Origin of the sequence: Streptomyces dioscori (genome assembly GCF_003024195.1) — a bacterium.
Classification (GTDB): Bacteria; Actinomycetota; Actinomycetes; order Streptomycetales; family Streptomycetaceae; genus Streptomyces; species Streptomyces dioscori.
Map to the genome: position 1 here is coordinate 568,115 of NZ_KZ679039.1, position 22,881 is coordinate 590,995.

18 protein-coding genes, 1 tRNA gene and 1 riboswitch are annotated in these 22,881 nt (G+C 70.0%); of the genes, 13 read left to right on the top strand and 6 right to left on the bottom strand.

The genetic code is table 11. The features are described from left to right. Nucleotides 1–56 precede the first annotated feature (56 nt). The 8 genes from C6Y14_RS07150 to C6Y14_RS07185 all read left to right on the top strand — a co-directional run bounded on the left by C6Y14_RS07150 (nucleotide 57) and on the right by C6Y14_RS07185 (nucleotide 9,780). Complete coding sequence (locus C6Y14_RS07150; protein ID WP_107015641.1) at nucleotides 57–959, top strand: LysM peptidoglycan-binding domain-containing protein; 903 nt, start codon at nucleotides 57–59, stop codon at nucleotides 957–959. A 218-nt stretch (nucleotides 960–1,177) separates the two neighbouring features. Then, nucleotides 1,178–1,347, top strand: a riboswitch (cyclic di-AMP (ydaO/yuaA leader). Between the two features lie 4 nt (nucleotides 1,348–1,351). Beyond that, nucleotides 1,352–2,059, top strand: a complete 708-nt coding sequence (locus C6Y14_RS07155) for a LysM peptidoglycan-binding domain-containing protein (RefSeq protein ID WP_107015642.1) — start codon at nucleotides 1,352–1,354, stop codon at nucleotides 2,057–2,059. A gap of 452 nt (nucleotides 2,060–2,511) precedes the next feature. Further along, nucleotides 2,512–3,798, top strand: a complete 1,287-nt coding sequence (gene eno, locus C6Y14_RS07160) for a phosphopyruvate hydratase (protein WP_107015643.1) — start codon at nucleotides 2,512–2,514, stop codon at nucleotides 3,796–3,798. Nucleotides 3,799–3,889: 91 nt separating this feature from the next. Next, a complete protein-coding gene (locus C6Y14_RS07165; protein ID WP_107015644.1) occupies nucleotides 3,890–4,366 on the top strand; it encodes an FtsB family cell division protein in 477 nt (158 codons plus the stop codon). A 29-nt stretch (nucleotides 4,367–4,395) separates the two neighbouring features. Beyond that, nucleotides 4,396–4,917, top strand: a complete 522-nt coding sequence (locus C6Y14_RS07170) for a DUF501 domain-containing protein (protein WP_107015645.1) — start codon at nucleotides 4,396–4,398, stop codon at nucleotides 4,915–4,917. A gap of 381 nt (nucleotides 4,918–5,298) precedes the next feature. Then, complete coding sequence (locus C6Y14_RS07175; protein ID WP_107015646.1) at nucleotides 5,299–6,243, top strand: Ppx/GppA phosphatase family protein; 945 nt, start codon at nucleotides 5,299–5,301, stop codon at nucleotides 6,241–6,243. Between the two features lie 459 nt (nucleotides 6,244–6,702). Then, the gene (locus C6Y14_RS07180; RefSeq protein ID WP_107015647.1) at nucleotides 6,703–8,094 is read left to right on the top strand and encodes an NAD(P)/FAD-dependent oxidoreductase; all 1,392 of its coding nucleotides are present in this window, start codon (nucleotides 6,703–6,705) and stop codon (nucleotides 8,092–8,094) included. 387 nt (nucleotides 8,095–8,481) lie between these two features. Continuing rightward, entirely contained in the window at nucleotides 8,482–9,780 is a 1,299-nt protein-coding gene (locus C6Y14_RS07185; protein ID WP_107015842.1) for an SAM-dependent methyltransferase, read from the top strand. A 130-nt stretch (nucleotides 9,781–9,910) separates the two neighbouring features. Here C6Y14_RS07185 and C6Y14_RS07190 read toward each other — a convergent pair whose 3' ends face one another. Together C6Y14_RS07190 and C6Y14_RS07195 are read right to left on the bottom strand one after the other, a co-directional pair. Continuing rightward, nucleotides 9,911–12,439 carry an ABC transporter permease gene (locus C6Y14_RS07190; protein ID WP_107015648.1) on the bottom strand — a complete coding sequence of 843 codons (2,529 nt, stop codon included), beginning with the start codon at nucleotides 12,437–12,439 and terminating at the stop codon, nucleotides 9,911–9,913. A 547-nt stretch (nucleotides 12,440–12,986) separates the two neighbouring features. Beyond that, entirely contained in the window at nucleotides 12,987–13,757 is a 771-nt protein-coding gene (locus C6Y14_RS07195) for an ABC transporter ATP-binding protein (protein ID WP_107015649.1), read from the bottom strand. A gap of 434 nt (nucleotides 13,758–14,191) precedes the next feature. On the opposite strand from C6Y14_RS07195, the gene C6Y14_RS07200 reads away from it, so the two are divergent. From C6Y14_RS07200 to C6Y14_RS07210, 3 genes are all read left to right on the top strand, one after another. Next, nucleotides 14,192–14,277 (top strand) — tRNA-Leu (locus C6Y14_RS07200). 242 nt (nucleotides 14,278–14,519) lie between these two features. Further along, nucleotides 14,520–15,695 (top strand): 4-hydroxybenzoate 3-monooxygenase, encoded by a 1,176-nt coding sequence (locus tag C6Y14_RS07205; protein ID WP_107015843.1) that lies wholly within the window; start codon nucleotides 14,520–14,522, stop codon nucleotides 15,693–15,695. 196 nt (nucleotides 15,696–15,891) lie between these two features. Beyond that, nucleotides 15,892–16,806 carry a Bax inhibitor-1/YccA family protein gene (locus tag C6Y14_RS07210; protein ID WP_107015650.1) on the top strand — a complete coding sequence of 305 codons (915 nt, stop codon included), beginning with the start codon at nucleotides 15,892–15,894 and terminating at the stop codon, nucleotides 16,804–16,806. 89 nt (nucleotides 16,807–16,895) lie between these two features. Here the strand turns inward: C6Y14_RS07210 and C6Y14_RS07215 are convergent, their stop codons facing one another. Then, on the bottom strand, nucleotides 16,896–17,126 hold the full coding sequence (locus C6Y14_RS07215) for a DUF4287 domain-containing protein (protein ID WP_107015651.1): 231 nt from the start codon (nucleotides 17,124–17,126) through the stop codon (nucleotides 16,896–16,898). A 104-nt stretch (nucleotides 17,127–17,230) separates the two neighbouring features. On the opposite strand from C6Y14_RS07215, the gene C6Y14_RS07220 reads away from it, so the two are divergent. Then, complete coding sequence (locus tag C6Y14_RS07220; protein ID WP_199854655.1) at nucleotides 17,231–17,542, top strand: hypothetical protein; 312 nt, start codon at nucleotides 17,231–17,233, stop codon at nucleotides 17,540–17,542. A 49-nt stretch (nucleotides 17,543–17,591) separates the two neighbouring features. Here C6Y14_RS07220 and C6Y14_RS07225 read toward each other — a convergent pair whose 3' ends face one another. The 3 genes from C6Y14_RS07225 to C6Y14_RS07235 form a co-directional block, all read right to left on the bottom strand. After that, nucleotides 17,592–18,383, bottom strand: coding sequence for a hypothetical protein (locus tag C6Y14_RS07225; RefSeq protein WP_107015653.1), 792 nt, complete (start codon nucleotides 18,381–18,383; stop codon nucleotides 17,592–17,594). Between the two features lie 283 nt (nucleotides 18,384–18,666). Continuing rightward, nucleotides 18,667–19,887: an acetyl-CoA C-acetyltransferase gene (locus tag C6Y14_RS07230; protein WP_107015654.1), complete on the bottom strand. Its 1,221-nt coding sequence runs from the start codon at nucleotides 19,885–19,887 to the stop codon at nucleotides 18,667–18,669. Between the two features lie 426 nt (nucleotides 19,888–20,313). Next, nucleotides 20,314–21,330 (bottom strand): SGNH/GDSL hydrolase family protein, encoded by a 1,017-nt coding sequence (locus C6Y14_RS07235; protein ID WP_199854656.1) that lies wholly within the window; start codon nucleotides 21,328–21,330, stop codon nucleotides 20,314–20,316. A 145-nt stretch (nucleotides 21,331–21,475) separates the two neighbouring features. Here C6Y14_RS07235 and C6Y14_RS07240 point away from each other — a divergent pair, with 145 nt between their 5' ends. Further along, a complete protein-coding gene (locus C6Y14_RS07240) occupies nucleotides 21,476–22,867 on the top strand; it encodes a cystathionine beta-synthase (RefSeq protein WP_107015656.1) in 1,392 nt (463 codons plus the stop codon). Nucleotides 22,868–22,881 lie beyond the last annotated feature (14 nt).

A 22,881-nucleotide genomic window follows, 5' to 3' on the forward strand; every position in this document is an offset into this window, starting at 1 on the left:
ACGGCTTTCCGCCGTGCCCCGTGCGTATTCCTTGCTGTCACGCGAAAGGCAATCGCATGCTCTCCGGGAACGGCCGTCATCGTCGCCCCCGCCAGGCCCCGGCGCTCCTCGTCGCCGCCGGCGTGGCCGGATCGGCCATCGCGATCCCCCTGCTCGGCGCGAGCGGCGCGAGTGCCGCAAGCGGTACGACCTGGGACGCGGTCGCCGAGTGCGAGAGCGGCGGCTCCTGGAGCGCCGACACCGGCAACGGGCTCTATGGCGGCCTCCAGGTGAGCCAGGAGACCTGGGAGCAGAACGGCGGCCTCGACTACGCGCCGAGCGCCGACCAGGCCAGCCGTTCGCAGCAGATAGCCGTCGCCGAGAAGATCCTCGCCGACCAGGGGACGGGCGCCTGGGTGACCTGCGGTCTGGTCGCCGGTCTGACGCAGGACTCCGACTCCGCCGACGTCGACACGGGCCTCGCCGAGGACTCCGCGAGCCCGTCGGCGGACGCGGACGCGACAAAGGGGAGCGACAGCGCGAAGTCCGACTCGTCCGCGGACAGCGGTTCGAAGTCCGACGACGACTCCGCCTCGGACGCACAGAGAACGGACAGCTCGTCCGCCGATACCAAGGCGAAGAGTGACGACTCGGACAAGTCGTCCCAGAACGACGACGCTTCGGCCGACGCGGCCGCGGACAGCTCCGGCCGTCACCGGGGCGGCAGCGCCGAAGAGGTCGACATGGCCCCCCGCGCGGACGACTACGCCGGCCGGCACGCCTCGCGCAGCGACAGCACCTCACGCGTCCTCGCCGACGAGGGCTCGTACGCGGTCCGTTCCGGGGACTCTCTCTCCAGCATCGCCGACTCCCTTGGTGTCGACGGCGGATGGAGCGAGCTCTACGCCGCGAACAAGGACAGCATCGGCTCCGACCCGAACTTCATCATCCCCGGTCAGCGCCTCGCGGTCGACGGCTGAGCGGTATCGAGCAAGTAGTGACCAAGGCGCCGAATCGGGCGAAAAGCAGCGGTAGTTCGCGTTGAATGTCCGATTTGGCGAATTGAGACATGGATCTCAACACCCCTGATCGTCTTTGAAATTCGGCGCGGCCCGTGTCTACGGTCGTGACCGCTCGCCATTGGTGAGCCCCGACGGTCGCACGCCGAATCCTGCCAACGGCCGTACGGGAACAGTCGTCGCGTAAAGCGCCGTAGGCAGGAGCGGGGGACCCAGGTAAGTGCCGGTCCCGGTCGTCATGGCCGGGCACGGCTTGGGGTTAAGCCGCGTGACAGCAGTGTCGCGCGGCCGGGCAACTCACTCGGCCCGAACCCGACAGCTCACCTCGCAGGCGTCGGTGAGGGGATCACTTCATGCTGCTTTCGAGCAAGGGCAAGCACCGTCGCCCGTCCAAGGCCACCCGTATCGCCACGCTGGCCGGTGTCACCACCGCCGCCGTCGCCGTCCCGCTGATGGGCGCCACGGGAGCCTCCGCCGCCACCGCCTCCGAGTGGGACACCGTCGCCCAGTGCGAGTCCGGCGGCAACTGGTCGATCAACACCGGCAACGGCTACTACGGCGGACTGCAGTTCTCGTCCTCCACCTGGGCCGCGTACGGCGGCAGCTCGTACGCCTCCACCGCCGACCAGGCGTCCAAGTCCCAGCAGATAGCCGTCGCCGAGAAGGTTCTCGCGAGCCAGGGCAAGGGTGCCTGGCCGAGCTGTGGCGTGGGCCTGTCCGGCGCCTCGACCGGCGGCTCCACCGCTCCGTCGGGCTCCAACAGCTCCAGCGGCTCCGACCAGAGCGCCTCGCAGCCGCAGCAGCAGAACTCGCAGTCCTCCGAGGAGCGCGCCTCGCGTTCGCAGGAGCGTCCGGCGGCCAAGAAGACCGTCGAGACCCCGACCGGCAAGAAGGTCAAGAAGGGCGACGGCGAGTACAAGGTCGTCAAGGGCGACACCCTCAGCGAGATCGCCGACAAGAAGAACGTCAAGGGCGGCTGGGCGAAGCTGTACAAGCTGAACGACGACATCGTCGACGACGCCGACTTCATCTTCCCGGGTCAGCAGCTGCACCTCAGCTGACCTCGGCCGCACGTCGGCCGACCCACCCGGGAACGTCGCGTCCCCGCTTCGGCGGTCCGGACATCGCTGCGGACGACACCTCCGGTCGAGGCACTGGCCGCTCGGCCCCGACCGGAGGTCCGGTCCACATCCGGATCGCGACTGAACCACAGCGCCCTCACATCCGTGTCCTTCATAGTGGAGGCCTCGTGAGGGTCACCCCCGTCCCCCACGGGCTCCCCCGTTCCGGTGCGTGTTCCCCCGTACGCACCGGGGCGGGGCTTTTTTGTGCCCGTTCTTTCGGCCCGTGTCTTTGTTCCGTTCGGAAACAATTTCCTCTCGGTTCTGTCCAGGAGGCGGTCGAGGGCTGGCCGATCCCCGGCAGCCGGTTAGGCTCATCCCGCGGGGCCACCACGGCCTGCGCGCAACCGGGCCTCCGGCCCGGCACAGCTTGTGTCACACCCCATAAGGAGATGCTCGTGCCGTCCATCGACGTCGTCGTAGCCCGGGAAATCCTGGACTCCCGAGGCAACCCCACGGTCGAGGTCGAGGTCGGCCTCGACGACGGCAGCACGGGTCGTGCCGCCGTTCCGTCCGGTGCCTCCACCGGTGCCTTCGAAGCAGTCGAGCTCCGTGACGGAGACCCCAACCGCTACCTCGGCAAGGGTGTCGAGAAGGCCGTCCTCGCCGTCATCGAGCAGATCGGCCCGGAGCTCGTCGGCTACGACGCCACCGAGCAGCGCCTCATCGACCAGGCGATGATCGACCTGGACGCCACCGACAACAAGGGCTCGCTCGGCGCCAACGCCATCCTCGGCGTCTCCCTCGCCGTCGCGCACGCCGCCTCCGAGGCCAGCGACCTGCCGCTCTTCCGCTACCTGGGCGGACCGAACGCGCACCTGCTGCCCGTCCCGATGATGAACATCCTGAACGGCGGGTCGCACGCCGACTCGAACGTCGACATCCAGGAATTCATGATCGCCCCGATCGGCGCGGAGTCCTTCTCCGAGGCCGTCCGCTGGGGCGCCGAGGTCTACCACACCCTCAAGAAGGTCCTGAAGAGCCGCGGCCTGTCCACCGGTCTCGGCGACGAGGGCGGCTTCGCCCCGAACCTCGACTCCAACCGTGCGGCCCTCGACCTCATCGTCGAAGCCATCAAGGAAGCCGGCTACACCCCCGGCGAGCAGGTCGCCCTCGCGCTCGACGTCGCCGCGTCCGAGTTCTACAAGGACGGCAAGTACGAGTTCGAGGGCAAGTCCCGCTCGGCCGCCGAGATGACCGAGTACTACGAGGAGCTCGTCTCCGCGTACCCGCTCGTCTCCATCGAGGACCCGCTGTACGAGGACGACTGGGCCGGCTGGAACGTCATCACCGAGAAGCTGGGCTCCAAGGTCCAGATCGTCGGCGACGACCTCTTCGTCACCAACCCCGAGCGCCTCGCCCGCGGCATCGAGGAGGGCTCCGCCAACGCCCTGCTGGTCAAGGTCAACCAGATCGGTTCGCTGACCGAGACCCTCGACGCCGTCGAGATGGCCCAGCGCAACGGCTTCAAGTGCATGATGTCCCACCGCTCCGGCGAGACCGAGGACGTCACCATCGCCGACCTCGCGGTCGCGGTGAACTGCGGCCAGATCAAGACCGGCGCCCCGGCCCGCTCGGACCGCGTCGCCAAGTACAACCAGCTGCTGCGCATCGAGGAGATCCTCGACGACGCCGCGGTGTACGCGGGCCGCTCGGCCTTCCCCCGCTTCAAGGGCTGAACACCCTCGTAGGCAGCGTCGTACGTACGTCCCCGTACCCGGTCCCGTACCGTGTGCGGGGACGTACGTACGTATCGGGGAGGCGGGACAGATGGCCGTGAAGGACCGTGACCGGTTCTCCACCGCGACCAGGCTGCGGGTGCTCGGCGAGCAGACCGCCGCCCGCGTCTACCGCTCCCAGACCAAACGCCAGGCCCGCCGCTCCCGGCTGACCGGCCGCGCGGCGCTCCTCGCCCTCGTCCTCTGCTCGCTCGTCGTGGCCCTCGCCTATCCCATAAGGCAGTACGTCTCCCAGCGTGCCGAGGTCGCCGATCTGCAACGCGAACGGGAGCAGGCCCGCGAACGCGTCGAGGAACTGCGCGACCTCAAGGCGCGCTGGCAGGACGACGCGTACGCCGAGCAGCGCATCCGGGAACGGCTGCACTACGTGATGCCGGGCGAGACCGGCTTCATCGTGATCGACCCCGACGCGGCGAAGAAGACGCGTACGGACCGGACGGCCGCCGACCGGGCCTGGTACGCCAACGTCTGGGACGGCGTCGACAAGGCCGACGCCTCCGACCAGTGAACTGAACCAGAAGGACACAGAGCCAAGGCATGGAAACGCCCCCGCCGCCCACACCGCGCACCGAGCCCACCGACGCCGACGTCGAGGCCTTCAAGCAGCAGCTCGGGCGGCCGCCGCGCGGGCTGCGCGCGATCGCGCACCGCTGTCCGTGCGGACAGCCCGACGTCGTCGAGACGGCCCCCCGGCTGCCCGACGGGACGCCGTTCCCCACGACGTACTACCTGACGTGCCCGCGTGCGGCCTCCGCCATCGGCACGCTGGAGGCGAACGGCGTCATGAAGGAGATGACGGACCGGCTCGCCACGGACCCCGAACTGGCCGAGGCGTACCGGGCCGCGCACGAGGACTACATCGCGCGGCGCGACGCCATCGACGTGCTCGAAGGATTCCCCAGCGCGGGCGGGATGCCGGACCGGGTGAAGTGCCTGCACGTCCTGGTCGCGCACTCGCTGGCCGCGGGGCCGGGGGTGAACCCCCTGGGGGACGAGGCGATCGCGATGCTGCCGGAGTGGTGGCGCAAGGGGGCGTGCGTCGTGCCTCCGGCGGGGTGAACCGGGGGGTTCGGGGTGCGCTGTCGGCTGCGGGCCCCTGAGCCGGCGGGGCGTGTCGTCGGCTGCCGGTCCGGTGGGGGCTGACCGCGCAGTTCCCCGCGCCCCTGAAAGACGGGGCTGCGCCCCTGCCTTTCATCGCCGCGGCCCCTGGGCATCCAGGGGCGCGGGGAACGGCGCAGTCTTTCGGGGGGCGCGGGGAACGGCGCAGCTTTTTAGGGGGGCGCGGAAAACGGCGCAGCTTGTTAGGGGCGCGGGGAACGGCGCAATCTTTTAGGGGGGTCGGCGACGGCGCGGCTTTTCAGGGGCGCGGGGAACTGCGCAAGCGGGGGTTCGGGGGCGGAGCCCCTGAGCGGGACGAACGACTGGGTACAGGAGATCACCATCAAGACTCGCGTGGCCGCCGTCGACTGCGGCACCAACTCCATCCGCCTCCTCGTCGCGGACGCGGACCCCGACACCGGCGAACTCGTCGACCTCGACCGCCGCATGACGATCGTCCGCCTCGGACAGGGCGTCGACCGCACGGGCCGCCTCGCCCCCGAGGCCCTGGACCGCACGTTCGCGGCCTGCCGCGAGTACGCCGAGGTCATCAAGGAGCACGGCGCGGAGCGCCTGCGCTTCGTGGCCACCTCCGCCTCCCGCGACGCCGAGAACCGCGACGACTTCGTGCGCGGTGTCCTCGACATCCTGGGCGTGGAGCCCGAGGTGATCTCCGGCGGCCAGGAGGCCGAGTTCTCGTTCACGGGCGCCACGAAGGAACTGACGGGCCGTGACGACCTGGCCAAGCCCTATCTGGTGGTGGACATCGGCGGCGGCTCCACCGAGTTCGTCGTCGGCGACGACCACGTGCGCGGCGCCCGCTCCGTGGACATCGGCTGCGTACGGATGACGGAACGCCACCTGGTCCGGGACGGCGTGGTCACCGACCCGCCGACCGGGGAGCAGGTCCGGGCGATCCGCGCCGACATCGAGGCGGCCCTCGACCTCGCCGAGGAGTCCGTGCCCCTGCGGGAGGCCCGCACGCTGGTCGGGCTCGCGGGCTCCGTCACCACGGTCGCGGCGATCGCCCTGGGGCTCGCGGAGTACGACTCCGAGGCCATCCACCACTCCCGGGTCCCCGTGGACCGCGTCCGCGAGATCACCGAGCGGCTGCTCGCCGCCACGCACGCCGAGCGCGCGGAGATCCCCTCGATGCATCCGGGCCGTGTCGACGTCATCGGCGCGGGCGCCCTCGTACTCCTCGCGATCATGGAGCGGACCGGTGCGCGGGAGGTCGTCGTGAGCGAGCACGACATCCTCGACGGCATCGCGTGGTCCCTGGCCTGAACCGGGCCCGGTCCGAGGCCTCTTCCGTCCTGCGGCAGGGGCCTCGGCTGAGCAGGTCCGACACCGTATGAGCGCACTTGAGGGGCCTGGAGAGGCCTTGGAAACGACCTTCGCGGCAGCCCCGCGAGAAACTTCGTGAAGTTCTTCACAAGAGAATCGGCCCTGTTGAGGGAGGTTTTGCTCCCTCCGGGTACTCCGGGGCCCCCGACAGCCCGCAACGCATGATCAACGGCCTGTTTCACGGGTGCTGCGATCACGTGAAGAGGGGGACTGGTCCAAAGCCGCGGAAGGGCCGGAGCAGCAGCTCAGGCGGCATTGACAACGGGTCGCGGCACGCGCTGGTTCCCCTGCCGGAACATGACCTGGGTCACGTGGGCGGCGCAGTGTAGCAGAGGGTGTGAAGAAGCTTGTGAAGGGGCGCACGAGCGACCCCCCTGGGACAGGTGGATACTCGATGGCATGAGCACCACGGAGCGTCCCAGGATCCTCGTAGTAGGCGGTGGGTACGTAGGCCTGTACGCAGCTCGGCGCATCCTCAAGAAGATGCGCTACGGCGAGGCGACCGTCACGGTCGTCGACCCCCGGTCGTACATGACCTACCAGCCCTTCCTCCCCGAAGCAGCCGCAGGCAGCATCTCGCCTCGGCACGTCGTCGTCCCGCTGCGACGCGTGCTGCCCAAGGCGGAAGTCCTCACCGGCCGGGTCACGACCATCGACCAGGACCGCAAGGTCGCCACGATCGCCCCCCTCGTGGGCGAGGCGTACGAGCTGCCCTTCGACTACCTCGTCATCGCGATGGGCGCGGTCTCCCGCACCTTCCCGATCCCCGGCCTCGCCGAGCAGGGCATCGGCATGAAGGGCATCGAGGAGGCCATCGGCCTGCGCAACCACGTCCTTGAGCAGCTCGACAAGGCCGACTCCACGACGGACGAGGACGTCCGCCGCAAGGCGCTGACCTTCGTCTTCGTCGGCGGTGGCTTCGCAGGCGCGGAGACCATCGGCGAGGTCGAGGACATGGCCCGGGACGCGGCCAAGTACTACAACAACGTCTCGCGCGAGGACATGCGCTTCATCCTCGTCGACGCCGCGGACAAGATCCTCCCCGAGGTCGGCCCCAAGCTCGGCCAGTACGGCAAGGAGCACCTCGAAGGGCGTGGGGTCGAGGTCTACCTCTCCACCTCCATGGACTCCTGCGTCGACGGCCACGTCGTCCTGAAGAACGGCCTTGAGGTCGACTCCAGCACGATCGTGTGGACGGCCGGCGTCAAGCCCAACCCGGTGCTCTCCCGCTTCGGCCTGCCACTCGGCCCTCGTGGTCACGTGGACACCGGGACGACCCTCCAGGTGCAGGGCACGGACTACATCTGGTCCGCGGGCGACAACGCCCAGGTGCCGGACCTCGTCGGCCGCAAGGCCGGCAACGAGAACGCCTGGTGCCCGCCGAACGCCCAGCACGCGCTGCGTCAGGCGCGGGTTCTCGGCGACAACGTGATCTCCGGTATGCGGGGCTTCCCGCAGAAGGAGTACAGCCACGCCAACAAGGGTGCGGTCGCCGGGCTGGGGCTGCACAAGGGCGTCGCGTTCATCGTCGTGGGCAAGATGAAGATCAAGCTCAAGGGGCGGCTGGCCTGGTACATGCACCGTGGGTACCACGGGCTGGCCATGCCGACCTGGAACCGGAAGATCCGGGTCTTCGCGGACTGGACGCTGGCCGTGTTCCTGAAGCGTGAGGTCGTCTCGCTCGGTGCGATGGAGACTCCTCGCGAGGAGTTCTACGAGGCTGCGAAGCCGGCGCCGGCGCCTGCGGTTGCTGCCGCCACGAAGACCGAGGAGAAGGCGAAGGCCTCCTGACCTCCGGTCACCGTCCAGTTCGCCTGCTCCGAAGGGGCTCCCCGCCATCCGTGGTGCGGGGGGTCCCTTCGGCGTTTTTCGCCCCCGCCGCCCCTACCCGTTCCCGTACCTGCCTCGGGGGCTCCGCCCCCGAACCCCCGGTCCTCAAACGCCGGACGGGCTGAAAGATGCCTTTCAGCCCGTCCGGCGTCTGAGGACGAGCGCGTGAGCGCGACGGGGGGTCTGGGGGCGCAGCCCCCAGGGGTGCGCCGAACACCACCCGGTTAGTACGTGGTGTCTGCATGTATTTTGCTCGAACATGACGCTTTCGCGGGACTGCGCTCCGGCCCCGTTGGTGTTTACGTGGTGTTGGAGTTTGTGGAATTCCTCGTCACGGAGGTGTGCGTCATGCAGGACGCGGCGCTTCGGCTCAAGGCGCTGATGGAACAGCTGCTGGGAGCCCCGCTCCCGGTGCGGATTCGTGCCTGGGACGGTTCGGAAGCGGGACCGCCGGGCACACCCGTGCTCGTCGTAAGGAACCGGCGGGCGCTGCGCCGACTCCTGTGGAAGCCCGGGGAATTGGGCCTGGCGAGGGCCTGGGTCGCCGGTGACCTCACGGTGGACGGCGACCTGTACGCCGTACTGGACGCGGTGGCCGAGATGGTCTGGGAGCGCGGGGAGGACGCCAGGACCCTGGCCCAGTCCCTGCGTGACCCCGACGTACGGTCCGCCGTGCGCGGGCTCGTACGGATGGCGGGCTCGCCGCTGCCGCCCGCCCCGCCCCGCGAGGAGGTGCGCAGACGGTCCCAGCTCTCCCATCTGCACACCAAGCGCAGCGACCGGCGCGCGATCAGCCACCACTACGACGTGGGCAACGACTTCTACGAGATCGTCCTCGGGCCGTCCATGGTCTACTCGTGCGCCTACTGGGAGTCCCCGGACGGCACCCTGGAGGACGCCCAGCGCGACAAGCTCGGCCTCATCGCCCGCAAGCTGGAGCTGAAGCCGGGCATGCGGCTGCTCGACGTCGGCTGCGGCTGGGGCTCGATGGCCATCCACGCGGCCCGTGAGTACGGCGTGAGCGTCGTCGGCGTCACGCTGTCGCAGGAGCAGGCCGCGTACGCCCGTAAGCGCGTCGCGGAGGAAGGGCTCACCGACCGGGTCGAGATCCGCGTCCAGGACTACCGGGACGTCGGCGACGGTCCGTACGACGCCATCTCCTCCATCGGGATGGCCGAACACGTCGGCAGCGAACGCTATCTGGAGTACGCGCAGGATCTGTTCGCCCTCCTCAAGCCGGGCGGGCGGCTGCTGAACCACCAGATCGGGCGCCGGCCGTGGCGCGACGAAGCGGCGTACGAGATCGACGAGTTCATCGACGCGTACGTCTTCCCCGACGGGGAGCTCGCGCCGATCGGCGAGACCGTGACCCAGCTGGAGAGTGCCGGGTTCGAGGTGCGTGACGTCGAGTCGATCCGGGAGCACTACGCGCTCACCCTGCGCCGCTGGGTGGCCAACCTGGAGGCGGAGTGGCCGCGGGCCGTCAAGCTCACCAGCCCCGGCCGGGCCCGCGTCTGGCGCCTCTACATGGCCGCATCGGCGCTCGCCTTCGAACGCAATCGCATCGGCGTCAACCAGGTGCTGGCGGTACGGACGCCCGGCTCCGGCGCGTCGGGCATGCCGCTGCGGGCGCGTACCTGGAACTGAGCGGTCCGTTCATGCCGGTGGGCCCTGTTCCGTGGCATCGGAACGGGGCCCACCCGCGTCGTGCGGTCTTCGTGCGTTGCGTCGTGCGTCGTACGTCGCGCGGTGCTTCGTGCGGTGCGTCGCGCGGTGACTATTCGGCCTTGATCGCCGACAGCATGTTCAGACGTGCCGCCCGGCGGGCCGGCCACAGCGCGGCCAGGACACCGACCACCGCGGCCAGGAGCAGGAAGACGGCCATCCGGTCCCAGGGCAGCACCAGCTCGTACGTCGGCATCCTGGCGCCCGCCAGCTCACCCGCGGCCCAGCCGAAGAACACGCCCAGGCCCACGCCGAGCACTCCGCCGAACAGGGAGATCACCAGGGACTCCAGACGGACCATCCGCTTGATGCCCTTGCGGTCGAGGCCGATCGCGCGGAGCATGCCGATCTCCTGCGAACGCTCGAAGACGGACATGGCGAGGGTGTTGATCACGCCGAGGACGGCGACGAGGACGGCCATCGCCAGCAGGCCGTAGAGCATGTTCAGCATCAGCGTGAACATCTGCGCGATCTCGTTGGAGACGTCCTGCTTGTCCTGGACCTTGACGGCCGGGTTGTTGCCGAGCGCCTTCTCCAGCTTGTCCTTGGTCGCGTCGGACGTGCCGCCCGAGGTCTTCAGCATGACCTGCGCGTCGCCCGGGTTCGCCTGGTTCGGGGCGAGGGTCGCGATGTCGACCATGATGCCGCGGATCATCTGGTTGCCCTCGTAGACACCGGCGACCGTCAGCTGCTGCTTCTTGCCGTCCTCGTACGAGACCGAGAACGTCGAACCGGCCTTCCAGCCATGGTCCTTCGCCGTGTCGTCGTCCACCACCGCCTGCGTCCTGCTGACCGCGAAGGCACCGTTGTCGACCTTCAGATCGGTCAGTTCGCCGATCGCGGAGCCCTTCACACCGGTCACGTACTCGGTGTCGCCGTCGATGCGCGCGGGCGCGTCACGCAGGGCGCTGATGGTGGTGACACCGTCGGTCCTCGCGAGCTTCTTCTCGACGTCCGGCGAGAGGTCGTTGAAGTTCGCCATCGAGACCACGTAGTCCGCCTTCAGCGCGGACGTGGCCATCTTGTCGATGCCCTTCTGCAGGCTGCCCGCCATCACCGTCATACCGGTGATGAGGGTCAGTCCGATCATCAGGGCGGAGGCGGTGGCGGCGGTGCGGCGCGGGTTGCGTACGGAGTTCTGGCGGGCCAGCTTGCCCGAGACACCGAAGATCCGCAGGACCGGGGCCGCGCCCGCGATCAGCGGGCGGGACAGCAACGGCGTGAGGATGAAGACACCGACGATCAGCAGCGCCGCGCCGAAGCCCATCGGGGCCTGGCCGTCCGATCCGTTCATCGTCGTGGCGTAGAGGACGACGGTGACGCCCGCCGCCGCGACCAGCGCACCGAGGGTGTTGCGCAGCACCAGCGACTTGGTCGTCGCCGTGGCGTGCACACTGCTCATCGCCGCGACCGGCGGGATCCGCGCGGCCCGGCGGCCCGGCAGCCAGGCGGCCAGCATCGTGATCAGGATGCCGACGGCGAACGACGTGCCGACCGTGCCCGGGGTGACGACCAGCGGTCCCGCCGGGACCGTCGCGTCCAGCAGACCCATGAGGCCGCGCAGGCCCGCGCCGATGCCGATACCGGCCAGCAGGCCCGTGACGGCGGCGACCGTACCGACCAGGAAGGCTTCGAGGAGCACCGAACGGGTGACCTGCTTGCGGGAGGCGCCCACCGCGCGCAGCAGCGCCAACTCCTTGGTGCGCTGGGCGACCAGCATGGTGAAGGTGTTGGCGATGATGAACGTGCCGACGAACAGCGCGATACCGGCGAAGACCAGCAGGCCCGTCTTGAGGCCGCTCATCTCGGCCTCGATCATCTCGGCCTGGTCGTCGGCGAGTTCCTGGCCGGTCGTGGTGGAGGTGAGGTCCTGCGGGAGGACCTTTTCCAGGCTCGCCTGCAGTGCGGTCTGGCTGGTGCCCGGGGCCGCCTTCACATCGATCTCGCCGTACGCGCCACTCTTGTGGAAGAGCTGCTGCGCGGTGGCCGTGTCGAAGAGGGCGAGGCTGCCGCCCGCGGCGACGTTGCCGTCGTCCGTGGTGAAGACCGCGGTGACGGTGGGGGTGAGGACCGGGCCGTCCACCGAGAGCCGTACGGTGTCGCCGACCTTGTAGCCGGCGCGCTTCGCCGTCTCGGCGTCGATGGCCACCTCGTCCTTGCCGGACGGAGCCTTGCCGTCCTTCAGGGGGTAACGGGGATCCTTGTCGCCCCAGTAGTTGCCGCCCTGCGACTGGAAGCCGCCGCCGATGAGCTTGCCGTCCTTGTCGGCGATGGCGGTGAAGCCGGTGACCACGCCAATGGCGGACTCGGCGCCGGGGGCCTTCGCGGCCTTGTCCAGCAGCGCCTGGGACAGCTCGGGGTCCTTGCCGAGGTCGTCGCGCCCGTCGTCCGGGTAGTCCGGCTCGACGGCCACGTCGACCTGGTCGAAGCCCTTCGCGGAGCTCTTCTGGTACGCGTCCGAGATGGTGTTGGTGAAGACCAGGGTGCCGGAGACGAACGCCACGCCCAGCATCACGGCGAGCACGGTCATCAGGAGCCTGGCCTTGTGCGCTAGCACGTTGCGCAGGGCGGTACGGAGCATGTCTTCTCAGTCCAGGTGGGATGTGGGTGGGCGGGCGGTGTTCTCTGCTCGGCCGCGACCCGGCGGGCCTTGTCGCGCAGTTCCCCGCGCCCCTTGGAAGCGGGGGCCAGGGGTCGCGTGTCGGGTGCGGGCCGGTGGGGCTTCTTGCGCCGTTCCCCGCGCCCCTTTGTGCGTGGGGGTCGGGGTGGTGTGTGGGGTGCGGGCCGGTGGGACTTTTTGCGCCGTTCCCCGCGCCCCTTGGAAGGGGTGGGCTGGGGTGGCTTCGTCGGGTGCGGGCCGGTGGGGGCTTGTCGCGCCGTTCCCCGCGCCCCTAAAGGCAGGCCGGTTGGGGTGCTTGTTGTGTCGTTTCCCGCGCCCCCACGAGCAGGTCGGTCGGGGCTGGCCGGGCCCCTTTAGGGGCGCGGGGAACTGCGCGGCCAGCCCCCGCCGGGCCGCAGGGAATGGCGCGGCTCACCCCCGCCGGGCCGCAAGGAACTGCGCGGCCCGTCCCCGCCGGGCCGGGGGAGGACGTCGGCCTCGGGCGCGGGGGCCTCAGGGGGCGCCCCAGTCAACTGGTGCGGCCCTTTGCGTCGAAGCGCTTCATGCGGTCCAGCACCGCGTCAGCCGTAGGCGCGTGCACCTCGTCCACCACACGCCCGTCCGCGAGGAAGATCACCCGGTCCGCGTACGCCGCCGCCACCGGGTCATGCGTGACCATCACGACCGTCTGCCCCAGCTCCCGTACGGAGTTGCGCAGGAAGCCCAGTACCTCCGCACCCGCGCGCGAGTCCAGGTTCCCGGTCGGCTCGTCGCCGAAGATGATGTCCGGCCGGGACGCCAGCGCACGCGCCACGGCCACGCGCTGCTGCTGCCCGCCGGACAGTTCGGAGGGGCGGTGCGAGAGCCGGTCGGCCAGACCGATCATCTCGATCACCTTGTGCAGCCACTCCTTGTCCGGCTTGCGGCCGGCGATGTCCATGGGGAGCGTGATGTTCTCCAGCGCGGTCAGAGTCGGCAGCAGGTTGAACGCCTGGAAGATGAAGCCGATCTTGTCCCGGCGCAACTTCGTCAGCTGCTTGTCCTTGAGGGAGCCCAGTTCGGTCTCACCGATGCGGACCGAGCCGGAGGAGAAGCTGTCCAGCCCCGCCACGCAGTGCATCAGCGTGGACTTGCCGGAGCCGGAGGGACCCATGATCGCGGTGAACTCGGCCTGCCGGAAGTCGACGGAGACCCGGTCCAGGGCGACCACCTGGGTCTCTCCCTGTCCGTAGACCTTCGACAGTTCCGTGGCGCGGGCGGCCACCGCGGTGGACCGTTCGGCGAGGGGAGTGGTGGTCACGGAAGGGTGCTCCTTGTGGGTACGACGACGAGTGGACGACCGTTCCATCGTCGACGCCGGCGGCCGCCATGTAGTCACCCCCTGTTCCGGTTCCGAGGGGGCCTGGGGACGGACCCCGGGGCCCCGGGTCATACCTGGGGATGACACCTGCCCCCGAGACGGACGCGGGACGAACCCGGGGGCGAGCCGGGAGCGGTCCGGGGGCAAAACGGCGACGGTTCGTCAGGTTCCGCTCGTTCGGGCGGTGAAATCACGTCATTCCCCGGGCGGCGTCCCGCGTAGGTCGAAAGGCACGTGGCATGTGCGGATGGCGCATACCGTGGGCTGATGCACCCTCAGACGCCAATAAAATAAGACAACATCGGGTCGCCCCACCGCTGTTCGGGGGATCTGTCCCGATAGGCTCGGGACACTCGAAGCGGAGTCCATGGCCTGCCCGGATGGTGGAATGCAGACACGGCGAGCTTAAACCTCGCTGCCCTTAACGGGCGTACCGGTTCAAGTCCGGTTCCGGGCACCACCGACACTTTCACCCTTCCTCGGCCTTCCCCGCCCTTCCCGGCGTATCCCGACGAAGGGTGCATCCTTCATTGAAGACTTCACCACTCGACCGTTGACAGCGGGTTGCGCCCGTCGGAGACTCACGTGAACGAAAGTGGTGAATAAAACTTCACCCAGCGAACACAGGCTCACGACGGCGGACGGCGGCGAACTACGCTGACGGCGCTCACGGGAGTCGTCGGAGCGCGAAGGGGCGTGTCGATGCGTACCACCGTCGGGATCATCGGGGCCGGACCGGCCGGCCTGCTGCTGGCGAGGCTGCTGCACAACGCGGGGATCGACTCCGTCGTACTGGAGAGCCGCGACCGCGGTTACGTGGAGCAGCGCCAGCGCGCCGGAATCCTGGAGCAGGGAACGGTGGACGTGCTGCGGGCCGCGGGCGCCGGAGCCCGTATGGACCGTGAGGGCCTGCGCCACGACGGCATCGAGCTGCGGTTCGCGCGCAGGCGCCACCGGATCGACTTCCCCGCCCTCACCGGCGGGCGGTCCGTGATGGTCTACGCCCAGACCGAGGTGTGCAAGGACCTCATCGCGCTGCAGCTCAAGGAGGGCGGCCCGCTGCTCTTCGAGGCGGAGGCGCTGGCCGTGGAGGGGGCCGACACCGACAGCCCCCGGGTGCGGTTCCGGCACGAGGGGCGTGAGGACGTCCTGGAGTGCGCGTACGTCGTCGGGTGCGACGGTTTCTGGGGTGTGGCCCGCAAGGCGATTCCCGAGGAGCTCACCCAGGTCTTCGAGCGGACGTACCCCTTCGGGTGGCTGGGGATCCTCGCCGACGTGCCCCCGTCGCACGACGAGCTCGTCTACGCCCGGCACGACCGCGGTTTCGCCCTGCTGTCCATGCGCTCGCCCGTCGTCTCCCGCCTCTACCTCCAGGTGCCCGAGGGCACGGACGCCGGGTCGTGGAGCGACGAGGAGATCTGGGACGAGCTGGAGCGCCGCTTCGAGACGGACGACGACTGGCGGCTGGCCAGGGGGCCCATCACCGCCAAGTCGGTCACTCCGATGCGCAGCCATGTCCACGAGCCGATGCGCCACGGGCGGCTCTTCCTGGCCGGGGACGCCGCCCACATCGTGCCGCCGACCGGCGCCAAGGGCCTGAACCTCGCGGTCGGTGACGTCGTGACCTTCGCGCGGGCGCTGGCCCACCGCGAGGGGACCGGCTCCGACGCCCTGCTCGACACCTACTCGCAGACCTGCCTGCGCCGGGTGTGGCAGGCCGAGCGGTTCTCGTACGAGATGACGACGCTGCTGCACCGCTCGCCCGGGGCCACGCCCTTCGAGGACCGGATCCAGCTGGCCCGGCTGGAGCGGCTCGCCTCCGCGCGCGCCGCCGAGCAGGACCTCGCCGAGGGGTACACGGGTTTCCCCTTGGAGTGACGCCTGGAGTGAAGGACCCCTGGCGGGGGAACCGGACCGGTACGTACCGGCGTTCTACCGGTAGGGGGAATGCCGGGGTGAGACCCGGTGTTCCCGGTCACAAGAGGGGAAAGATCCTCTCAGGCACTGGATGCATTCTTTTGCCTACCCATTACTCTTGAGCCAAGGCCGCGCAAGGTGGCCATGGAGGAGTGAAATGAGGAGCAGCAACCCGGTCTTCTCGCGACGGGGGTTCAGCCGCGACAACGGCTACGCGGGCTTCAACGCGGCGCCGCAGGCCGGGGGCCCCGCTGTCGGTACGCAGGGGAACCCGTACGCACAGGGTGCCCCCGGCGCCTCGCAGAGCGGCAACCCGTACGCGCAGAATCCTTACGCTCAGAACCCGTACGCACAGCAGGACCTGCAGCACGGCGCACCGCCGCAGGCCCCGCCCGCCGCCGGCCGTATGACGATGGACGACGTCGTCGCGCGGACGGCCCTGACTCTCGGTACCGTCACCGTCGGTGCCGTTCTCGCCTGGGTCCTCCTGCCGGTCACGTCGACCAGCTTCGGCCTGGCCATCGGCTCGGCGCTCATCGCGATGGTCTTCGCGCTGGTCCAGGCCTTCAAGCGCAAGGCCTCACCCCCGCTGATCCTGGCGTACGCCGCCTTCGAGGGCGTGTTCCTCGGCGTGATCAGCGAGATGTACAACAGCAGGTGGTCCGGCGCGCCCTTCCAGGCCGTGCTCGGCACCATGGCCGTCTCCGGCGCCACCCTGCTGATCTACAAGGCGGGCTGGATCCGCGTCACCGCCAGGTACGCGCGCATCGGTATGGCCATCGCGATCGCCTTCGTGCTGGTCATGGCGGTCAACCTGCTGCTGGTCGTCTTCGGTGTCGCCGACGACGGCGGGCTGCGCAGCATGGGCCCGCTGGGCGCGATCGTCGGCATCCTGGCGATCGTCCTGGGCGCGTTCTTCCTGACGCTCGACTTCAAGCAGATCGAGGACGGTATCGCCTATGGCGCGCCGCGTGACGAGGCATGGCTGGCCGCGTTCGGTCTGACCATGAGTCTCGTCTGGATCTATCTGGAGATGCTGCGGCTGGTCGCGATCTTCAGTGGCAACGACTAGCACTGACGGCGCACGATGAAGGGCCCCGCGAACCTCGGTTCGCGGGGCCCTTCAATCTTTTGGTGCCGGAGCGGAGTGAAGGCGCGCGCTCAGCGCAGATTGCGCGCGGCCCTCCTCAGGTCGTACTCGTGGATGATCGCCTTCGCGTGGCCGTACGCGAGGTCGTGCTCGGCACGGAGCCAGCTGACCTTCTCCTCGAAGCGGTGGAGAGCGGGGCCTTCGTCGACGGTGCGCAGCCAGTCGGAGATCTCACGACCGGTGCAGTGGGGGATGCGGGCGAGCAGATTGCGATGGGTCTCCGCGGAGAAGACTTGGGACATCGGCGCCTCCGGACGCAAAGGGGATGTAAGCCGGTCCTTCACGCCACCGTGCCTGAGGGTTCGGTCATTGGCAACAGTCCGGTTGCGACGCGTAGTCTCGCGACGTGCTTGATACGACGCCGCTGACCCGTGCCGTGGACCACTTCGCCGACCGGCTGCGGGCCGCGCCGCAGAGCCGGCTGCAGCGGGGGGCCGCCGCCGAGGCACTGGGCCTGGCCAGGGAGTTGGCCCTGCGCGCCCAGCGGCTTGAGGACCCCGAGCAGGCACCCCGGGAGATGCCGGACGCGGGCATGTTCGCGTCGGCGGACCAGATCACGGTGGCCGTGCACGACCTCGCGCTCGTACTGAGGACCGAGGAGGAACTGGCGGAGGCGCTGGTGCTCGTGGAGGAGGCGCAGAAGAGGGCGGGCGTCTGACGCGGGCCGTCCTCCGACGCGGGGGTCGCGCGAAGGGTCGCGCGGGGGGTTACAGCGACGCTATGACGCGGTCCGCGAGCACGTAGACGTTCTCCTGGCCGCACTCGAAGGTGAGCGCGTAGGCGCCCGAGACTCCCGAGCCGCCGAGCAGGACCGGCGGGTGGCCGGTGCGCAGGGACTCCGCGAGGCGTTCGGCGGTCTCCCGGTGGCCGGGCGTCATGCAGAGGGTGGTGCCGTCGGCGAAGACGTACACGTCGAGGGTGCCGAGGGGGCCGGGGCGGACGTCCGCCAGCTCCGTACGGGAGTCGGCCAGCTCCTCAAGGCAGGACACCGTGCGCTCGTGGTCGTTCACCATCGGCGACTGGACCGGGACGAAGTCCGGGTGCGAGGGGTGGCGGCGGCGGGCCGCGGCCAGCTCGGCGGAATCGCCGGAGAACTCGTCGGCGTCGGCGGCCGGTTCGGTCACCGGCTCCAGGTGTTCGAGGCCGATGAAGTCCGACTGGCGCGGCAGGAACAGCTCGCTGTCGGGAAGGCCGAGCAGCGTCGGCGCGTCACCGGCGTCCCGCGCCTCCTGGGCGGCCCAGAAAGCGCGCGCCTCGGCGAGCTCACGCTCGCGCTCCTCGGCGAGGGCCTCGGCCACGGCGGCGCGTATCTCCTCCGCGTCGGCGGCTCCCCGGGCGGCCGGTACGAGGCCGCTGAGGGCCGTGGAGCGGCTTCTGGCGAGTTCGGTGTGCAGGGCCGCCACCTGCCGGCGCAGGGCCAGCAGGGTGCGCAGAACGGCGACGCCCACGGCCGTGGTGGTGGCTGTGGCGAGCAGCAGAGCGAGAAACGTGGTGCTCACTGACGTACTCCCGGTTCAAAGTCGACCCCCGACTTCCTACATCAGCTTGAAGGGTGGACTAACCAGCTGTCAGTGCACAACGTCACGAAAGGGACAGGACTTTAGCCCTGGCGTTCACCTGCGGACCAGCTCTGACCTGCGTGAATTCTTCCCCGAAGGGAGTTAGGTCACATCCTGGGGGAGATTCGATCACAAAACGACCCAGAGTCCCGTCGGGCGGGGGACTCCGGGTCGTTTCGTTCACCCTGCGTTCAACTGCGGTTACGGTGAGCGTGCTTGTGCGTCAGCTCAGGCGCTCGATGACCATCGCCATGCCCTGGCCGCCGCCCACGCACATCGTCTCCAGGCCGAACTGCTTGTCGTGGAACTGGAGGGAATTGATGAGCGTGCCGGTGATACGGGCGCCGGTCATGCCGAAGGGGTGGCCGACCGCGATCGCGCCGCCGTTCACGTTCAGCTTCTCCAGCGGGATCTCCAGGTCGCGGTAGGACGGGATCACCTGGGCGGCGAACGCCTCGTTGATCTCGAACAGGTCGATGTCGTCGACCGTCAGGCCGGCGCGGGAGAGGGCCTGCTTCGACGCCTCCACCGGGCCGAGGCCCATGATCTCGGGGGAGAGGCCGGTGACGCCGGTCGAGACGATCCGGGCCAGCGGGGTCAGACCGAGCTCGCGGGCCTTCGTGTCGGACATGATCACGAGGGCGGCGGCGCCGTCGTTCAGCGGGCAGCAGTTGGCCGCCGTGACCAGGCCGTCGGGGCGGAAGACGGGCTTGAGGCCCGCGACGCCGTCCAGCGTGACGCCGGCGCGGGGGCCGTCGTCCTTGCTCACGACCGTGCCGTCCGGGGTGGTCACCGGGGTGATCTCGCGCTCCCAGAAACCGTTCTTGATAGCTTCCTCGGCGAGGTTCTGCGAGCGGACACCGAACTCGTCCATGTCCTGGCGGGTGACGCCCTTGATCCGGGCGAGGTTCTCCGCGGTCTGGCCCATCGCGATGTACGCGTCCGGGACCAGGCCGTCCTCGCGCGGGTCGTGCCAGGACGCGCCCTCGCTCGCGGCGACCTCGGCGGTACGGGCCTCCGCGTCCGCGAAGAGCGGGTTGTGGGTGTCCGGGAGGCTGTCGGAGTTGCCCTTCGTGAAGCGCGACACCAGCTCGACGCCCGCCGAGATGAAGACGTCGCCCTCGCCCGCCTTGATGGCGTGCAGGGCCATGCGGGTCGTCTGGAGCGAGGAGGAACAGTAACGGGTGATCGTGCAGCCGGGGAGGTGGTCCATGCCCATCTGCACGGCCACGATGCGGCCGAGGTTGTTGCCCTGCTCGCCGCCGGGGAGGCCGCAGCCGAGCATCAGGTCCTCGATGTCCTTCGGATCGAGCTCCGGGACCTTGGCGAGGGCCGCCTGGATGATGGTGGCGGTGAGGTCGTCGGGGCGCAGGTCCTTGAGGGAGCCCTTGAATGCGCGGCCGATGGGGGAGCGGGCGGTCGAGACGATCACGGCTTCGGGCATCTACGGCTCCATTGGCGTCGCGGGGGGATGGGCGGACCTGGTTGGGAAGCTACCCGTCCGTACGGGTGAGGTCACGGGTATGACCGTGTGACTCGGGCCGCACTTTCCAAGCGCTTGCTTTTCTCGCCCCCGCCGCCCCTACCCGTCCCGTCACGCACCCAGGGGCTGCGCCCCCGGACCCCCCGGATTCGGCTGCGGGTCCGGTGGGGGCGGGCCGCGCAGTTCCCCGCGCCCCTGAGGAGCGGGGCTGCGCCCCGGCCCTCCGGGTTCGGCTGCGGGTCCGGTGGGGGTTGTTCGCGCAGTTCCCCGCACCCCTGAAGGGCGGACGGGGCCTTCGTTGCGGGGGCGGCGGCCCCCCAGGCACCCCAGGGGCGCGGGGAACTGCGCAATGGGGGCGAGGGGGCGCAGCCCCCATGCGGTGGGCGGTCAGGGGGATGTCGGGGCCGGGTCGGACGCCGGGACGCGGCGTCGGCGGCGGCGCTTCAGGAGGGCCCACGGGCCGCGCGGCCCCGTAGGCATCGCCGCAGCCACCTCCGTGCCCGGCTCCGACGCCGCCTCCGCCGCCGCACGGGCCACGGGAAGGAACCCCTCCCGACGGGACACGTCCGGACGCTCCTCCTCCGCCGGCCACAGCCCCAGCGCCGCACACACCGTCGGCAGCACGGCCATCGCCGCCGTCGCGTATCCCTCCGCCGAGGGGTGGTAGCTGTCGGGCCCGAACAGCTCGCGCGGGTTCTCCGCGAACTCCGGCCCCAGCAGGTCGCCCAGCGACACCGTCCGCCCGCCCTGCTCGACCGTGCCGATCGTCTGCGCCGCCGCCAGCTGCCGTGAGGCCCGCCGCGCGAACCACCGCAGCGGCCGGTGGACCGGCTCGATCGTGCCCAGGTCGGGACAGGTGCCGACGATCACCTCCGCACCGGCCGTACGCAGCCGGCGTACCGCGGCCGACAGGTGCCGGACCGACCGCGTCGCCGGCATCCGGTGCGTCACGTCGTTGGCGCCGACCATGATCACGCACACCTCGGGCAGCCCGTCCGGATCCGCGAGGACCAGCCGGACCTGGCGGTCCAGGTCGTCGGACTGGGCGCCGGGCAGGGCCACGTTCCGCAGCCGTACCGGCCGTTCCGCCACCGCCGCGAGACCCGACGCCAGCAGCGCGCCCGGTGTCTGCCGGGCCCGGTGCACTCCCTGCCCCGCCGCGGTCGAGTCACCGAGCATCGTCAGGCGCAGCGGTTCCTCCCCACCGGCGTACGCGTACCCGTACAGGCCGTCCGCGCTCGGCGGGTGGGGACTGCGCCCGTGACCCACCTGCCGTTTCGCCAGCTGTACCTCGGCCAGCACCACTCCGACCGTCGCCGCGCCCAGCAGCCCGATCCCGCCGCCGCCGTACGCCGCGCCCGCCGCGATCCGCCGTGCCACCCTCGCCCTCGACAAGCTCGACATGCGAAGCCGCCACCTCCTCTTAGCCGTACACCCACTCCTTGCCCCGTACAGACCGTCGGTCAATCTCAACGCGCTGTGAACGCCCAGGAGGGGCTTAGGCTGACGGAACCACCCCGACCATTTCTTTTCAGCTCCGGAGACAACGGTGCAATTCCACGACTCGATGATCAGTCTCGTCGGCAACACCCCGCTGGTGAGGCTCAACAGCGTGACCGCCGGCATCCAGGCGACCGTCCTCGCGAAGGTCGAGTACTTCAACCCCGGCGGCTCCGTGAAGGACCGCATCGCCCTGCGCATGATCGAGGCCGCGGAGAAGAGCGGCGCACTGCAGCCGGGTGGCACGATCGTCGAGCCGACCAGCGGCAACACGGGTGTGGGCCTTGCCATCGTGGCCCAGACGAAGGGCTACAAGTGCATCTTCGTGTGCCCCGACAAGGTGAGCACCGACAAGATCAACGTGCTGCGCGCGTACGGGGCCGAGGTCGTCGTCTGCCCGACGGCGGTGGACCCCGAGCACCCCGACTCGTACTACAACGTCTCCGACCGGCTGGTCCGTGAGACGCCCGGAGCCTGGAAGCCCGACCAGTACTCCAACCCCGACAATCCCGCCTCGCACTATCACTCCACCGGCCCTGAGCTGTGGACGCAGACGGAGGGGCGGATCACCCACTTCGTCACGGGTGTGGGCACCGGCGGCACCATCTCCGGCACCGGCCGCTACCTGAAGGACGCCAGCGACGGCAGGGTCCAGGTCGTCGGCGCCGACCCCGAGGGGTCCGTGTACTCCGGCGGCTCCGGGCGCCCGTATCTCGTCGAGGGCGTCGGTGAGGACTTCTGGCCGACCGCGTACGACCGGACCGTCGCCGACGAGATCGTCGCCGTGTCCGACAAGGACTCCTTCCAGATGACCCGGCGCCTCGCCAAGGAGGAGGGCCTGCTCGTCGGCGGTTCCTGCGGGATGGCCGTCGTGGCCGCGCTGCGGGTGGCCGAAAGGCTCGGCCCCGACGACGTCGTGGTCGTCCTGCTGCCGGACAGCGGTCGCGGGTACCTCAGCAAGATCTTCAACGACGAGTGGATGGCCGACTACGGCTTCCTGGAGGACGAGGGCCCCAGCGCCCGCGTCGCCGACGTCCTCAGCGACAAGGTGCACGGCGCCATGCCGCAGCTCGTCCACATGCACCCCGACGAGACGGTCGGCGAGGCGATCGAGGTGCTGCGCGAGTACGGCGTCTCGCAGATGCCGATCGTGAAGCCGGGCGCCGGACACCCGGACGTGATGGCCGCCGAGGTCGTGGGCTCCGTCGTCGAACGGGAACTGCTCGACGCGCTGTTCACCCAGCGGGCCTCCCTCACCGACCCGCTGGAGAAGCACATGTCGGCGCCGCTGCCGCAGGTCGGCTCCGGCGAACCGGTGGGCGACCTGATGACCGTGCTCGGCGCGGCCGACGCCGCGATCGTCCTGGTCGAGGGCAAGCCCACCGGCGTCGTGAGCAGGCAGGACCTGCTCTCTTTCCTCGCCAAGGGTGGCCGGCAGTAGAACCTCCGGTGAAC

Excerpts from the sequence above, each read along its gene's own strand:
- C6Y14_RS07150 (WP_107015641.1), top strand. The coding sequence starts at position 57 with ATGCTCTCCGGGAACGGCCGTCATCGTCGCCCCCGCCAGGCCCCGGCG.
- C6Y14_RS07155 (WP_107015642.1), top strand. The coding sequence starts at position 1,352 with ATGCTGCTTTCGAGCAAGGGCAAGCACCGTCGCCCGTCCAAGGCCACC.
- eno (WP_107015643.1), top strand. The coding sequence starts at position 2,512 with ATGCTCGTGCCGTCCATCGACGTCGTCGTAGCCCGGGAAATCCTGGAC.
- C6Y14_RS07165 (WP_107015644.1), top strand. The coding sequence starts at position 3,890 with ATGGCCGTGAAGGACCGTGACCGGTTCTCCACCGCGACCAGGCTGCGG.
- C6Y14_RS07170 (WP_107015645.1), top strand. The coding sequence starts at position 4,396 with ATGGAAACGCCCCCGCCGCCCACACCGCGCACCGAGCCCACCGACGCC.
- C6Y14_RS07180 (WP_107015647.1), top strand. The coding sequence starts at position 6,703 with ATGAGCACCACGGAGCGTCCCAGGATCCTCGTAGTAGGCGGTGGGTAC.
- C6Y14_RS07185 (WP_107015842.1), top strand. The coding sequence starts at position 8,482 with ATGCAGGACGCGGCGCTTCGGCTCAAGGCGCTGATGGAACAGCTGCTG.
- C6Y14_RS07190 (WP_107015648.1), bottom strand. The coding sequence starts at position 12,439 with ATGCTCCGTACCGCCCTGCGCAACGTGCTAGCGCACAAGGCCAGGCTC.
- C6Y14_RS07205 (WP_107015843.1), top strand. The coding sequence starts at position 14,520 with ATGCGTACCACCGTCGGGATCATCGGGGCCGGACCGGCCGGCCTGCTG.
- C6Y14_RS07210 (WP_107015650.1), top strand. The coding sequence starts at position 15,892 with ATGAGGAGCAGCAACCCGGTCTTCTCGCGACGGGGGTTCAGCCGCGAC.
- C6Y14_RS07215 (WP_107015651.1), bottom strand. The coding sequence starts at position 17,126 with ATGTCCCAAGTCTTCTCCGCGGAGACCCATCGCAATCTGCTCGCCCGC.
- C6Y14_RS07230 (WP_107015654.1), bottom strand. The coding sequence starts at position 19,887 with ATGCCCGAAGCCGTGATCGTCTCGACCGCCCGCTCCCCCATCGGCCGC.
- C6Y14_RS07235 (WP_199854656.1), bottom strand. The coding sequence starts at position 21,330 with ATGTCGAGCTTGTCGAGGGCGAGGGTGGCACGGCGGATCGCGGCGGGC.